This window comes from Stenotrophomonas ginsengisoli, assembly GCF_001431485.1.
In the GTDB taxonomy this organism is placed as follows: Bacteria; Pseudomonadota; Gammaproteobacteria; order Xanthomonadales; family Xanthomonadaceae; genus Stenotrophomonas; species Stenotrophomonas ginsengisoli.
Map to the genome: position 1 here is coordinate 1 of NZ_LDJM01000012.1, position 13092 is coordinate 13092.

Genomic DNA, 13092 nt, shown 5'->3' on the forward strand with positions numbered 1-13092 from the left:
GTCCGCTGCGTCTACCGATTCCGCCACTTCGGCTGAAGTGCTGCTCAGTATACCGCGGCATTCAAGCTTGAGAAGATCCTGTCCAGGATGTCTACAGCCTGCCTTGGCTTGCCAAGCGGAACAATGGCGTCCCCACGGGGATTCGAACCCCGGTCGTTACCGTGAAAGGGTAATGTCCTAGGCCTCTAGACGATGGGGACGTCTTGAAACTTCAATCCTGATCAGACAGGCCTAGTGTCTGAAAAGTGGTGGAGCCAAGCGGGATCGAACCGCTGACCTCCTGCATGCCATGCAGGCGCTCTCCCAGCTGAGCTATGGCCCCACGAAAGGGTGCTTGTTGCCAAGCGCTCTTGTACGAGTACAAGAGAAGTGGCGTCCCCACGGGGATTCGAACCCCGGTCGTTACCGTGAAAGGGTAATGTCCTAGGCCTCTAGACGATGGGGACGTCTAAGAAAACGTTCCAACTGATCAGACAGGCCTAGTGTCCGAAAAGTGGTGGAGCCAAGCGGGATCGAACCGCTGACCTCCTGCATGCCATGCAGGCGCTCTCCCAGCTGAGCTATGGCCCCACGAAAGGCTGCTTGTTGCCAAGCGCTCTTGTACAAGTACAAGAGAAGTGGCGTCCCCACGGGGATTCGAACCCCGGTCGTTACCGTGAAAGGGTAATGTCCTAGGCCTCTAGACGATGGGGACGTCTAAAAAACGTTCCAACTGATCAGACAGGCCTAGTGTCCGAAAAGTGGTGGAGCCAAGCGGGATCGAACCGCTGACCTCCTGCATGCCATGCAGGCGCTCTCCCAGCTGAGCTATGGCCCCACGAAAGGGTGCTTGTTGCCAAGCGCTCTTGTACAAGTACAAGAGAAGTGGCGTCCCCACGGGGATTCGAACCCCGGTCGTTACCGTGAAAGGGTAATGTCCTAGGCCTCTAGACGATGGGGACGTCTAATGAAACTGTTCTCTTTACCTAACAGACAGGCCTAGTGTCTGAAAAGTGGTGGAGCCAAGCGGGATCGAACCGCTGACCTCCTGCATGCCATGCAGGCGCTCTCCCAGCTGAGCTATGGCCCCGTGCATCGCTGCCGAGAAGGAAATAATAGCCAGAGATTTCACCTTGCACAAGCTTTTTTTCACAAAAAATTTCACAAAGCTTGAAGTCGGCCAGGATCCGGGTCAAAACCGCCACTCAAGCCCCAGATCCAGGCCGTGATTGTACTGGTTTCCGGACAACCACTGGCCATGTGCACCGGCCTGCACATGCAGGTGCTCGTTGACCTGCCAGCGTCCCTGCAGGTGCAGGCGCCAACGCTCTGCGGCCATGCCCAGCCCGGCCACATCCACGGCAATGGCATCGGCACCATCAAAAGCGGCGTGATAACCCAGGTCGCGTCCACCCAGCAGGCGCTGGTAGGCCAGGGTGCCGCTCCACTGCCAGCGACCGGCATCCCGGCTGGCACGCAGGCCGGTTTCGGCAAATGGCAGGTCGCGGCGCTGCGCATCCGCACGCAGGCCAAGACCCAGCCCGGAACGCTCGTCAAAAGCGCCCTGGCGGTGCTGCACCAGGCCTGCGGCCAGATAGGGATGCAGCCAGGCATGCGCAGTCCAGCGAGCATCGACGCGTAACTGGCTGCTGCGATCGCGACGCCGGCTGTGCAGGTCTTCCTGATTGTCACCGGCGATGATCTGGCGAGCGTTGTCCACCCGGTTGCGGCCCAGCCCGGCAACTGCACTGAGTTGCCATTGCGGCCAGCGGCCCTGCCACCAGAGGTTGGCCCGGCCGTATTTGGCCTGGCTGCGGTCACTGCCTGGTGCACGCATGTCCATTTCCAGCATGGACAGGCCCAGGCCCCAGGAGTGCGATGTATCGCCGATCGGTGCCCGGATGCCAGCCTTGAAGCCATCCAGATGCCAGTGGCCAGTGCCATAGCCGGGCTGGTTCAGATCGCCGGCCTGGTAAACCCCGTCCATCCACAGCGCGGGCTGGTCCAGGCCGTCGACCGCGTTGCGGTCAGCCAGCAGGCCAAGCTGGTACAGGTCCTGATCAAGGCTGACGCGATGCTCCATGCCCAGCAAGGGTGCTGACAGAGTGGCCAGCGAGGTCGCTGCCAGTTGGTTGTCGGCCAGCATCAGGCTGCTGGTGGCCGATACCACGGCCGCCCCCGGGCTGTTTCCCGTCGGCGGGAGGTTGTTGCGCTCCAGGCCGTCGATCAGGGTGTCGGCCATGCCGGCACCATTGACCACCGCCGCCGGTGCGGCCAGCGACAAGCTGCTGACCGTGGCGCTGGTGCGCTGCATCTGGGCCACCACGCGCTGCGCTTCGTAGTTCAGGCTTGCCTCCCAGAACAGGTCATTGGCGTAACTCACACTGTCAAAGGTGCCGGCAATGCTGCCGGCCTGGAGCAGGGTTTCATTGCTGCCCACCGAGTAAGTCGCTGCTTCCGGGCGCAGGTGCAGCTTGCCGGCCAGCTGGGCTTGCCCGGCAACGGTCAACGGGTTGCCCAGGCTGATGCTGGTGGTGGCGGTGGATTCGGCAGTGAAATTGCCGCCGATCTGCCCACCGGCAGCCAGCAACTGGCCCTGTTTGGCCAGCAGCAGGCTGCCGGCCAGGTCGCCACCCAGCACCAGGCTGCCGCCCTCCACCCGTGTCAGGCCTTGATAGGTGTTGTCGGCCAGCAGGCTGAGCTGGCCATTGCCACGCTTGACCAGCCCGCCTGTGCCCGAGATGGCATTGGCAAATACCCCGGTCTGGCCATCACGCAGCTCGGCCACGAAGTCCTGGGTGAATTGGGCCGGGCCCTGCACGGCCTTGCCGGTATTGAGCATGCCCCAGCCGTAGGTGGCATCCACCCCGGGATCGCCCAGATCGGTGGCGGTGGTGAGCAGGGTCTGCTGCAGGTTGCTGGCACTCATCCATGGGAACGCCTGCCATACCTGGGCAGCCGCGCCGGTCACCACCGCAGTCGAGGCAGAGGTTCCATCCACATACTGGCTGTCGGCAAAGGCCGTGCCGGGCACCGGCTGGACCTGGTGCGAACCCGGCGCAACCAGGCAGAAGTTGGCGGCATCGCCGCAGGCATTGGACAGCGCGTGCAGGCCGGCGGCCTGGCCCGTGCTGTTGATCCGCACATTGGCCACGGCCAGCCAGTTGTTGCGGTATTGCGGCAGGTAGGCGGGCAGGGCCGCCGGGTTGTCCGGTTGTGCGCGCCCGGCATTGCCGGTGGCGGCCACCAACAGGGCGTCGCCGGACACGATGTACTCGGCCATGGCGCTGTAAGCCTGTGCGCTGGTCATCGAGCCGGCGGTACCCAGGGAAAGGTTGAACAGGCGCACATTGGAGGCGATGTAGTGCGCCACGCCTTTGGTGATGGCATCACTGCTGCAGGCATCCTCGGCGCATACCCGCCCCAGGTGCAGCTGCGCGTCCGGCGCAGCGCCACCATTGAACTGGCTGGTGGACTGGCCGCCAATCAGCGCTGCCATCAGGGCGCCATGCCCGCTCTTGCTGGCAGCGCTGGTGTCGGCGGGTTTGGCGGTGAAGTCCTGATAGGTGCTGATGCGCCCGGCCAAAGGCGCGTAATCAGCCGCGCTGGCCGTATCCAGGATGGCCACCTGCACGCCTGCGCCGGTGAAACCGGCAGCCTGTGCGGCCCCCACCCCGGTAGGGATGCGCAGGTTGTCGGCCGCGCCGCTGTAATTGCAGCTGGGCAGATTGTCCGGGTTGCTGCTGTGCAGGTAAGAGCAGGTTCCTGCGCTGGGTGGTGCGGGAGCAGGGGCAGGAGCTGGAGCAGGTGCCGGAGCCGGAGCCGGAGCAGGTGCCGGAGCAGGTGCCGGAGCGGGTGCCGGGCTGCCACCGGAACCATTGCCGACGATGGCGCCGCTGACGGGGGCTTCCTTGGCGCCACCGCCGCCACAGCCAGTCAACGCGCTGACCATCATGGCAGCGACAGCAAGGCTGAGCGGGCGGTGATTGACGTTGACGGATGCGACGGGGCGGGGCGACGAGGCGGTCTTCACGGGGGCACTCCACAGGCGGGACGCTCCTACCGGGCAAGTTGCGTGCCATCGCGTGTGTCAAAACATCGGCGCCGTCCAGTGGCCAGATACCGGGGAACACCGACGGAGCGTCATGACAAGGCGTTCACATGCGTGTATCGTATTTGCATTACGTAATTCGACAAATGCGCACATATTCACTGCCCGCTGGGTTACGTTAACCTTCACGATTCATAATTCGCAGGAACTGCCATGCCACGCGTCACCCGCATTGACCGCGCTGATGCATTCAAGGCCATCGAGGCCGTCATCGCCCGTGGCGAGGCGCCGACACATATCAATGTGCGTGCCGAACTGGGGCAGCGCGGCTCACCGCCGGTCATTTCCAACTTCATCGGCAGCTGGTTTGCCTGCTATGGCGCTGACCTGGCCCAACGCGCTGCCGATGCAGACGCCAGCGCCCCGGCGCAGCGTCAGGGCGTATCGGCCAGCACTGACGGCGGCTCCATCGCAGCACTGACCGCTGCGGCACTGGAGGAAATCCAGCGCGCCGCCAGCTCACGCGAAGCGGCCCATCAGCGCAGCATCGAAGCGGCCAATGACGAGCTTGCCAAGCAGCAGCAAGCGCTGGCCGAACGCATCGCCGCCTTCCAGCAGCAGGAACAGGGTGCCCAGGCGCACGTGCAGCGCTGCTACAGCGACCGCGATACGGCCCTGGCCGAGCGCGATCGCGCCCTGGCCGATGCAGCCACGCTGCGCCAGGCTCTGGGCGAAGCCAAGGCGCAGCTGGTGATCCTGCAACTGCAGGCCGAACAGTTCTCGGCCATCGCCGAACGCCTGGCCCAACTGGAAGCGCGCCTGCCGCAGATCTGATAGCTGTCTCAGTCTTCGCCTGTGTCGCCCGAGGCCGAGTCGAGCAGGGTACTGACCTGCGATCTGAGCAGCTCACCGGCCTGGTAATAGCCCATCAAGGTGTTGACCGAGCGGTGGTCGGTCATGGCCATCACATCGGGAATGGCCATGTTCTGGCGGCCGGCCTCGGTGATGAAGCCCGAGCGCAGGCTGTGCGCCGCCCAGTCGCCGGGCAGGCCAGCCAAGGCAGCACGACGCTTCACGATCAGGGCGACATGGTTGCCGCTCAGGCCGTTTTTGCCCGGCTTGCCGCCGCGCTGCAGACGCACGAAGACTGGCCCGGTAGCGATGGCGCTGGCCTGCAACCAGGCCTGGAGGGCGAGGGCAGCCTGACCCCGAATGGGCTTGTGGCGGACCTGGCCATCGCGCTCGGTCTTGCCCAGGCCCAGGCTCAAGGCGTAATCACCATTGGGCTGCCGGATCAGATCTTCGCAGCAGATGCCGGCCAGTTCGGCCCGGCGACGGCCGCCACTGCTCCAGCCAACCAGCAACAGGGCGCGGTCACGCAGACCGCGCAGGCCGTCATCACAGGTGGCCAGCATGGCCTGCAGGGGATCGGCAGTGGCCGCGGTTTTCTTGGTGACGCGTTCGCCTTCGTGTACCTGGGTGTTGCGTGCGCTGCGCAACACCGTGCGGTAACGGGCATCGTCGGTAGGGCTGTCCCAGCCGCGCAGGCGGTGGTACTTGCCCAATACGGACAGCCGATGGATGACCGTGTTGGTCTTCAGCGCACCGTGCTCCCGCTTCACCCCCAAGGCCACCAGACGACGATCGATGGAGTGGGGCAACTCCAGGGCAAGCTCCCGCTCCTCATCGCGGCGTGGCAGATGATCAATCACGAACTGGATTGCCGCAGCCACCGGCATGGCTTGTGCACTGATGTCGGCGCCAAAGCGCAGTGCATACCAGGCCTGCAGATAGCTGAAGGCAGCGGCATAGCTGCGCATGGTGTTCGGCGGCGTACCTTGCTCCAGGAACTGGGCCACGGCGCGTTCAGCACCTGCGTCGAGGAAATCAAGATCCTGCGTTGCCAATGAGTTCAAATTGTCATTGAATTCAGTAGGTTCTAGGTCATTTCTCATGTACTAATTATAGTTGATAACGACCACTTATCACACCTATATGACAGGAAAAACAGGACCCGCCGTGCACTGGAATTTGCTCGTCCTGAGCACTGATCGAGGTGGCTCAACCGGTCGCGGTGGCCTTGCTTGCCCGTAGTATCTCGATCCCATTGAACCACCGCAGATCCCACGTTACCGCTACAACCAGGTCCGTGGAGCTGATTGCATGCCGCCACATCACCGCCAGTGGTCATGACGAGTAGCGAATGATGCGCCAAGCCTTTGGCAGCACATCCAATTTTTTCACTAAAAACATAAGAAAAGCCATGCAAATAAATGTTTTACATAGGCTTTTAATCGATCATTGACTACACATCCAGATCAACCGAGGGCCTGCAACCCTCGGCCCGCAGAGCACACACCGTGGCGTCATCGCCAGCACCGATTCACCGTGCGACTGCATCACCCGGAAAACTCTTCCACAGCTGCGTCCAGATGCTTGCGCCGCCAGCAGGACCTGTTCTCCAGGTTGCCCGGATCCCGCCCACATCCACCCGGTTGGCCAGGGGCACACGGCAACAATCGACACGATTGGCCCGTTGGATTCTGGTGGATTCTGCAGGGCCAAGACCCTGCCATACACGCAGATTTCAAATTTTCCAGAGCAAGCCCAGGCTGCCGCATAGCCATTTGGATCGGCGATGCCCAGGACGTCTCCCTGTGACGCAAGGTTCAAGGTCCAAGGTCCAAGGTCCAAGGTCCAAGGTCCAAGGTCCAAGGTCCAAGGTCCAAGGGCATGATGCCGCCGCTTGAATCCCAGGCAAGCTGGCAGCAGTGATTCAGGTACAACTGGATACCTGGCGTGCAGACTTTGCCAGAGCCTGGCGAACTTCCGATGGCGCCATGCGCGCTATCACCGCTGAAGGCGGCAGCTTCAGCTCTACAATCCGAAGCGGATGACACAGAGGGTCAAGCTGCAGCAATCCAGTTGCTGATTGACCATCTGCCAAGCCGCGGTGAGGAACAGGAGCAAGCCCATCCGATCGCCGGATTCGGTGCCATTGGAATCATCCACAGCGCCAGCTTGGACGCAGCTTCGAGCCCGAATAGATAACTTCGCATAATGTATATTATGTCATTCGCCAAGGGTGCAGCCTCGCGCTGGCGCTACTACTGGTACCTCATCAAGGTCGTCCTGGGCAGCATGATTGCCGGCCCCCTCAAGATGAGACTGGCAACGTGATGGACAACATGGGCAACCACGACTGGGCCGGCTGGCGCTGGAGCGCTTCGGGCCGGTACCTCATATCGCCAGACGGCGACAAGATCACAGCGCAGCGGCTGCTCGGTCTCATGTGGCGAGACTCACAAGAGCTACGGCGCGCCGGGTTCGCGTCCAGGCAGAAAGCCGACACCACCGGCACGAAACGCGCAGCTTACGGCGGCCAGAAGGTCAAGGTCGTCATCGTTGACCTGGCCGACTGGCACGAGCAACGGTTCGGCCGTTCCGGCTGACCATACCGTTTTGGATCCATTTGGTATGGAAACAACAAGGGGCCGGAAGGCCCCTTGCTTGGTTTTCGAGGGTGGCAGATGGTTTGGGCCGTTGACAGTGCGTTTGGGCCAGTTGCCCAGGGGGCCGATGGTTCCAATGCGCGGGTGATGCGTGGAGCGTATTCGTAGGGGCTGTGCCCCTACACCCCCACTGCCCGGCTGGCTATCATGCGGCTGACGACAACATGCAGGGGGATGCATGGACAAGGAAGTTGAGCGCGTACGGCCGGAATACCTGGAACCGATCGGGAAAAAGCGATCGGGATTCCCATTGCTACTGCTGGTTGGCATAGCCGTTGCTGTGCTTGCAGCGCTTGGACTGAAGCAGCACATGGAGACACAAGCTGCTTGGCGGGAACGGTTCGATAAGGCCCAACCCAAGGCCCCACCAACCGATCCAGCCGCAGATGAAGAACGCAGGGTGAGGCTTGCGGGTTTACAGGAACAAAGGCGACAAGCCGAGGAGCGTTACATCAGGGACCGGTTGGATGAAGTCGTTAAGGAAGAAGAGGCCGGCAACATCAAGTGCATCCAAGGGACAGCATTTAGGCGGATACCCGGCGGATGGGAAAACATCCCGAACATTCGGTGCTCGAACTGATCAAAGCGTGGATGTTGGGCCTGTCCAACTTTCTGACGCATAGCCCGGCGAGCGCGGGAACACATCTGCCCTCTGCCCTGGCGCATAGCCAACGGTCACTCCCGCACCGGCAGCAGCGCCGGGGTCACTCGCTACGCTCGCAATCCCAGCGCCGCCGCCGTTGCCGTCCAACCTGTAGAGCCTGTGCTCAGTGTCGCGGACGTTGCTTATCCGCGGCCAAGCCGTGGCAATGATCACGTGGTCGCCGGCCTCCAACTTGACGCCGAACTTTGTCCAGGACACCGAATAGCCCAGCTCGGTCACAGCCTCAACGTCCAAGGATTCGAGCGTATTGCCAGAATCATCCACCCATTCGACCCAGCCGCGCACCCTGCCCGCCACCTCGGCACGGGCAGCAAGGCGCACCCTGCCCCGGTCTGCCAGCTCGGCAACATATCGCTGCTCAGGCGTCAGGCCCTTGAACGGATCAGGCGGCTCGGGAGCCGTTACCGCCTGCGCCACATTGACGACGCCGGCAGCGGTTTCGGTCTGGACGTAGTTCCCGTCCAGATCGAAGCTATGCACGCCTTCTGATGCCAGGACAGATTGCTCGACCGGCGCTTCATCTTCGGATGACCCGAAGAAGAAGCCGAGAAATGCCCAGGCACCGATAGCGGCCGCAACGACAGCGGCGATGGCACGCGGGGCCATGGCCAACCAGACATTGGTGCCACCCTCGTCGTAGACCTCAGTGTTTTCTGATCCCGGCGCGTAGCCGTGATAAAGCGGATAGATGGCCTTGTCGTACTTTTCCCGCTTGCTGCCGACCACCTCATACTTGCCGGGGCTGGTTGCGTGGTGATAGGTCACCAGATAGCGCCCCTTCATGCCCACAGCGGTCAGCTTCTGGAACGTGTTCTTGCGCTCAATGCGCGCCCTGATGGCCTGATGCACGCGGTTGATCCACTGGGTCATGATGACGGCATCGCCGCCATTCTGGCCCAGCAGTGCCCAGAAGTTCTCAACGCTTTCGTGCAGCGGCTGCCGCTGATTTACATAGAACTCGTGCACTTCGTCAATGACAACCAGCGAATCCTTGAACTCGTCCGGGATGCACCACTTGCCGGTTTCGTCCTGGTAGCAGGTGAAACGCTCCCTAACGTCCTTGGTATCGATCAGCTCCAGCAAGTCGCCCACTTCCTGCACGGGCATTTTGAGGTACTTCGCGATGGCTTCGACGTCCAACCCGTTGAGACGGGCAAAGACCCTGCGCCGCTTCTGCAAGGCCGGCAGGATGTGGGCCTTTACAGCGTCATAGCTCTTGCCTGCACGCGGCACGCCTTCGTTGAAAACGAGCATGTCACCACTTCCCGAACGTGACGATCTTGCGGGTCACCTTGAACACCGCGCCTGCGGCGATCAGTGCCAGGCATTCGCTGATCTTGAAGGTTTCGACGTACCAGCCAACGGTCGGGCCGGCATTGCCGAGCAGCGAACCGATGCTGTGCTGAGTCATGAAGCTGGGCACCGGCAGGGACTCAAATGCCAGGGCAACCAGTTCCAGCATCTTTTCCAGTGCGGCAACTATCAGATCAGTGAAGAAGGCTTCGATAGCCTCCCACAGCTTCTCGATCAGGCCCCTGATCCAGTTGGTGAGATCATCCAACCACCCTGCACGCGGCGCGATCATGACAACGCCCAGTACGCTGCAAGCAGCGCGGCAGCGGCCATAAGCACCCAGCCGATGGATTGAAGCGCGGCGAGGAAATCGCCGGAGCAATGGCCATCAAAGCTCATGGCCTCCCAGTACGTGCTTGCGCTGATGGTGAACACCGGGCAAGAGCCGCCGCCATCGGCGCTAAAGAAACTGGTGATCGCATCGATGAGCGGGCTATCCCCTACCCTTTGACGGAACGTGCTGAAGATGTCAGAGACAGTCTTGCCATCGGAGGTGTAGAGGTCACCGACCTGGCCCCCCGGTGAACCGGGACCATCGTCGTCTCCATCACCATCGCCGGAACCAGAACCCGAGCCGGAGCCGCCACCGAGGCCAGACCCGGAGCCAGAGCCGCCCTTACCCTCGCCACTGGCACCGCCACCCGATGCGCCCTGCCCTGACGTGCCGAAGCTAGACGTGTAATTGGTGACCGTGGAGGTAGTCGGGATACCCGCGATAGCTGCTGTGATCTGTGAGACAGCCCTTTGCACCCAATCGCCACCATTGGCCGGGGGCAATGAAGGCGGCTTCGGGGCAACGTTTTCCGGGGCCTTCGTCGTGGCCTCGTTGCCGCTGGCCTTGATGCCATGCTCATCAATTGCCCAGCAGAACTCTTTGCCGTTTGATGCCTGGGCGCAGGTGCGGCCATCAGGCTTGAGGCACTGGGTCAGATTGCCTTGCTGGACACAGGGTTGACCGTCGTTACCGCCGCCGTTGTCCTGCGGCTCAGGAGTGCAAACGTCGCCGGTGGGCAACCAGCCGTCCATGTTGTAGAACATGGGTCCATTGCCGAGCTGGACACCTAAAGATGCTTGTGTTCCTGGACGAACCGCACAGCCATTGTCACAGGATGCTGGTTCAGCATCAGCCGCTACGCGGGCAAAGCCGCCAGATGTAGGCGGTCGTAGCGAACAAGTCTTAGTGGCAAGAAAGTATGACCTGACGCCAGAATCGTAGTATGAGGATGGAATGATGGCTTTACCCCAATACCACGCATATCCAGTGGCACCAGAATATCCGGTGGTGTACTCGCAAACGAGGCCGGTGACGTTCGCCTTTTCAGAAGGAGTTAGGGCAGTATTGAAATACTGTTGCAGGCCTGACATGCAATCTGCATATGCGGTGCCTGCATCGCAAGAACCACCGGGGGGGCAGACATTGGTTGCACGAGCAGTGCCGATGCCAAGCCAGCCTAGAACCAGCGCGACCAGGACAACGGCCAGACGACGGGCGAAAGCACTGGCGAAGATACGCGGGAGGTTCACAGCGTGAACCCCATCGCGACGGCATGGCCGCAGGCAATGCCGAGCAGACCGCAGAACAAGCACATGATCATCAGCGCCCCCTCCTGTAGCGAGCAACGAAGAACCGGGCGACCTTGGGAGCAGCCCAGCAAGCGAACTCAATCTGTGCCCACAGCGCAGCCGCTGCGAGGATCGCCAAGCCGGCAAACGCCGGTTCAATGCTGGAAATGATCTGCTGGAAATCCATACGCCCTCACAAAAGCCGAGGGGGAGCCGAAGCCCCCCCAAGGTGATTAGCGACCGAAGAAGCCGGCCACCTTCTTGGCTGCCCAGGAGGCGAAGCCGACAGCAGCGATCAGGGCGCCGGCACCAACGACGGCGGTCACAGCGGTGGTGGTCGACAGACCATCCAGAATGCCCGAGAAATCCATTTTGAAGCTCCTTTCATTGAGTTACCGGCCAGAGAAGAATCCAGACACGGTGCCGGTGATCCGTGCCAGGACAAACCAACCGATGACCACGCCGGCAGAACCGACAAACCAGCTCGCCGCTTGCGCTGGCGTGGGCATCGCGAATGCTTGATTGATGAGGCCGTAGACAGCGTGCTCACTGGCCGACAGCAGGACGAAGCCGCTGCACTCGCCGACAGGCTGACCGGTGGGGATCAGCACGCCGGACTGGTCAAGGTGCACGCACAGGCCCATGGGTCAGGCCTTGGCCGGTGCCGGCTTCGCAAGCGCCCAGTGCTTGGCACGGGTGCTGATCGACAGGGCACCGAAATCGCCGACCCAGTAGGCAGACGGCAGCGGCTCGTACTTGCCGACGGGCAGTGCCTGGTCACCTTCTTCGTGCTGCAACGTCACGCGGCGAGTTTCACCGGTCGGCAGGGAAACGAAGGCACCCTGCTCATGGATCGCGTATTCGCGACCGGTCTTGCGGCTGGTGCCACGCTTGGTGCTGATGTTCGACTCGCGAACTTCGATGGTCAGGCTCATGGTCTTTACTCCTGCGCTTTCTGCGCTTCGATATGCCCAGTCGGGGCGAAAAGGATCACTGACAGCAGTTGGGCCGCATCCTCAGGACGCGAGCACCACGGGGGCAGCTTGTTGCGGGCCGTGCCCAGGACAAGGCGGGACAACGTCGCCTCATCACCGCCAGCGGCGTGCAGCATTGCGTTGATCATTGGCCCGTACTGGCGGCGGAAATGGCGCACGGCGCGCTCAGCGTTGGCGAGCAGCTTTTCCGTGGCGATGCGCAGGCGCTCACCTACCCCGCCAACGAAATCCAGCACCGGGTATGCACCGACCAGATACGGGGCCGGGTCGGTCAGCATGAGCAACGACAGCTCGCAGCGATTGCTTGCCGAGAACTGCCCCTCATAGCGCACCCACTCGCTATCAGGCTTGCCCTGTTCCCTGCCCTTTTCGTAGACGCGCAACTGCTTTTCGCTCTTGCGGCTGCCCACGTAGAAGGTCTTGCCGGTCTTGTTGCCCATGTCATCAATCAGGCGGGCCTTGGGCCGCTGGCCACGGCGGTCAAAGTCGCCATCGTTGTAGCGGTCAATGGCCCACTGCACCGGGTGACTGCCAGCGAAATCATCGGCAGCGATATCCACGCGGGTCAGACGTGCATCCAGTGCACCGAGCAGTGAAGCGAGCGACGACCACCGCTCCGCATGGTCATCGCCACTGCTCGCAGTCTCGTAGATGCGGCAACCGTCGCCGGTCAGCTCAACGCGGGCGGTGTAGGTGCCGTCCTGGCGCACGGTGTTGAGGCCACCGAACTCCAACAGGCCGACATGCTCACCGGCAGCGCGAAGCGATACGCGCCAGTTGTAGAAGCGGCCACGCGACACGTCGCCAAGCTCATACAGGCCCGGGAACAGCAGGCCGGCCAGAGCCTCGGCAACCATGGCAGCGCAGTTGCCGGTGCCGTTGAGGTCGTCAAGGATTTCCCGCTCGTTGTCCAGGACACCTCGAGCGTCAAGGGCAGCGGTCAAATCGAAGGCGGCAGCCACCCAGTCGATCACC

General features: G+C 62.1%; 13 protein-coding genes and 8 tRNA genes. 3 read left to right on the plus strand and 18 right to left on the minus strand.

Features of this window, described 5'->3' with window-relative positions; genetic code table 11:
- Nucleotides 1–124: 124 nt before the first annotated feature.
- From ABB30_RS04845 to ABB30_RS04885, 9 genes are all read right to left on the minus strand, one after another.
- Nucleotides 125–200 (minus strand) — tRNA-Glu (locus tag ABB30_RS04845).
- Between the two features lie 46 nt (nt 201–246).
- Nucleotides 247–322 (minus strand) — tRNA-Ala (locus tag ABB30_RS04850).
- Nucleotides 323–370: 48 nt separating this feature from the next.
- Nucleotides 371–446 (minus strand) — tRNA-Glu (locus ABB30_RS04855).
- 48 nt (nt 447–494) lie between these two features.
- Nucleotides 495–570 (minus strand) — tRNA-Ala (locus ABB30_RS04860).
- Nucleotides 571–618: 48 nt separating this feature from the next.
- Nucleotides 619–694 (minus strand) — tRNA-Glu (locus ABB30_RS04865).
- A gap of 47 nt (nt 695–741) precedes the next feature.
- A tRNA-Ala gene (locus ABB30_RS04870) sits at nt 742–817 on the minus strand.
- 48 nt (nt 818–865) lie between these two features.
- Nucleotides 866–941 (minus strand) — tRNA-Glu (locus tag ABB30_RS04875).
- A 52-nt stretch (nt 942–993) separates the two neighbouring features.
- Nucleotides 994–1069, minus strand: a tRNA-Ala gene (locus tag ABB30_RS04880).
- 102 nt (nt 1070–1171) lie between these two features.
- Nucleotides 1172–4012 carry a S8 family serine peptidase gene (locus ABB30_RS04885; RefSeq protein WP_152980575.1) on the minus strand — a complete coding sequence of 947 codons (2841 nt, stop codon included), beginning with the start codon at nt 4010–4012 and terminating at the stop codon, nt 1172–1174.
- 231 nt (nt 4013–4243) lie between these two features.
- Here ABB30_RS04885 and ABB30_RS04890 point away from each other — a divergent pair, with 231 nt between their 5' ends.
- Nucleotides 4244–4864 (plus strand): DNA-binding protein, encoded by a 621-nt coding sequence (locus ABB30_RS04890; RefSeq protein WP_057637193.1) that lies wholly within the window; start codon nt 4244–4246, stop codon nt 4862–4864.
- Nucleotides 4865–4872: 8 nt separating this feature from the next.
- Here ABB30_RS04890 and ABB30_RS04895 read toward each other — a convergent pair whose 3' ends face one another.
- On the minus strand, nt 4873–5889 hold the full coding sequence (locus ABB30_RS04895; protein ID WP_245626424.1) for a site-specific integrase: 1017 nt from the start codon (nt 5887–5889) through the stop codon (nt 4873–4875).
- A 1320-nt stretch (nt 5890–7209) separates the two neighbouring features.
- Here ABB30_RS04895 and ABB30_RS04900 point away from each other — a divergent pair.
- Nucleotides 7210–7482: a DUF3653 domain-containing protein gene (locus ABB30_RS04900; protein ID WP_057637195.1), complete on the plus strand. Its 273-nt coding sequence runs from the start codon at nt 7210–7212 to the stop codon at nt 7480–7482.
- 238 nt (nt 7483–7720) lie between these two features.
- Nucleotides 7721–8122, plus strand: coding sequence for a hypothetical protein (locus ABB30_RS04905; protein WP_057637196.1), 402 nt, complete (start codon nt 7721–7723; stop codon nt 8120–8122).
- On the opposite strand, the gene ABB30_RS04910 is transcribed toward ABB30_RS04905, so the two are convergent.
- The 8 genes from ABB30_RS04910 to ABB30_RS04940 form a co-directional block, all read right to left on the minus strand.
- Complete coding sequence (locus ABB30_RS04910) at nt 8123–9460, minus strand: zonular occludens toxin domain-containing protein (protein ID WP_057637197.1); 1338 nt, start codon at nt 9458–9460, stop codon at nt 8123–8125. It abuts the gene before it with no gap.
- Nucleotide 9461: 1 nt separating this feature from the next.
- The gene (locus ABB30_RS04915; RefSeq protein WP_057637198.1) at nt 9462–9791 is read right to left on the minus strand and encodes a hypothetical protein; all 330 of its coding nucleotides are present in this window, start codon (nt 9789–9791) and stop codon (nt 9462–9464) included.
- Nucleotides 9788–10597, minus strand: coding sequence for a hypothetical protein (locus ABB30_RS16470; RefSeq protein WP_057637199.1), 810 nt, complete (start codon nt 10595–10597; stop codon nt 9788–9790). Before ABB30_RS16470 ends, ABB30_RS04915 begins: the two co-directional genes overlap by 4 nt.
- Nucleotides 10598–11153: 556 nt before the next feature.
- The gene (locus tag ABB30_RS16475; protein ID WP_161808836.1) at nt 11154–11309 is read right to left on the minus strand and encodes a hypothetical protein; all 156 of its coding nucleotides are present in this window, start codon (nt 11307–11309) and stop codon (nt 11154–11156) included.
- A 46-nt stretch (nt 11310–11355) separates the two neighbouring features.
- Nucleotides 11356–11493, minus strand: coding sequence for a hypothetical protein (locus ABB30_RS04925; protein ID WP_057637200.1), 138 nt, complete (start codon nt 11491–11493; stop codon nt 11356–11358).
- 21 nt (nt 11494–11514) lie between these two features.
- A complete protein-coding gene (locus tag ABB30_RS04930; RefSeq protein WP_057637201.1) occupies nt 11515–11766 on the minus strand; it encodes a hypothetical protein in 252 nt (83 codons plus the stop codon).
- Nucleotides 11767–11769: 3 nt separating this feature from the next.
- Entirely contained in the window at nt 11770–12057 is a 288-nt protein-coding gene (locus tag ABB30_RS04935; protein WP_057637202.1) for a single-stranded DNA-binding protein, read from the minus strand.
- A gap of 5 nt (nt 12058–12062) precedes the next feature.
- Nucleotides 12063–13091: a replication initiation factor domain-containing protein gene (locus ABB30_RS04940; protein ID WP_057637203.1), complete on the minus strand. Its 1029-nt coding sequence runs from the start codon at nt 13089–13091 to the stop codon at nt 12063–12065.
- Nucleotide 13092: the final 1 nt, after the last annotated feature.

Bases quoted from the DNA above. Each gene is read 5' to 3' on its own strand.
- ABB30_RS04900 (WP_057637195.1), top strand. From the start codon at position 7,210: ATGGACAACATGGGCAACCACGACTGGGCCGGCTGGCGCTGGAGCGCT.
- ABB30_RS04925 (WP_057637200.1), bottom strand. From the start codon at position 11,493: ATGGATTTCTCGGGCATTCTGGATGGTCTGTCGACCACCACCGCTGTG.
- ABB30_RS04930 (WP_057637201.1), bottom strand. From the start codon at position 11,766: ATGGGCCTGTGCGTGCACCTTGACCAGTCCGGCGTGCTGATCCCCACC.
- ABB30_RS04890 (WP_057637193.1), top strand. From the start codon at position 4,244: ATGCCACGCGTCACCCGCATTGACCGCGCTGATGCATTCAAGGCCATC.
- ABB30_RS16475 (WP_161808836.1), bottom strand. From the start codon at position 11,309: ATGGATTTCCAGCAGATCATTTCCAGCATTGAACCGGCGTTTGCCGGC.
- ABB30_RS04910 (WP_057637197.1), bottom strand. From the start codon at position 9,460: ATGCTCGTTTTCAACGAAGGCGTGCCGCGTGCAGGCAAGAGCTATGAC.
- ABB30_RS04905 (WP_057637196.1), top strand. From the start codon at position 7,721: ATGGACAAGGAAGTTGAGCGCGTACGGCCGGAATACCTGGAACCGATC.
- ABB30_RS04935 (WP_057637202.1), bottom strand. From the start codon at position 12,057: ATGAGCCTGACCATCGAAGTTCGCGAGTCGAACATCAGCACCAAGCGT.
- ABB30_RS04915 (WP_057637198.1), bottom strand. From the start codon at position 9,791: ATGATCGCGCCGCGTGCAGGGTGGTTGGATGATCTCACCAACTGGATC.
- ABB30_RS16470 (WP_057637199.1), bottom strand. From the start codon at position 10,597: ATGTTCTACAACATGGACGGCTGGTTGCCCACCGGCGACGTTTGCACT.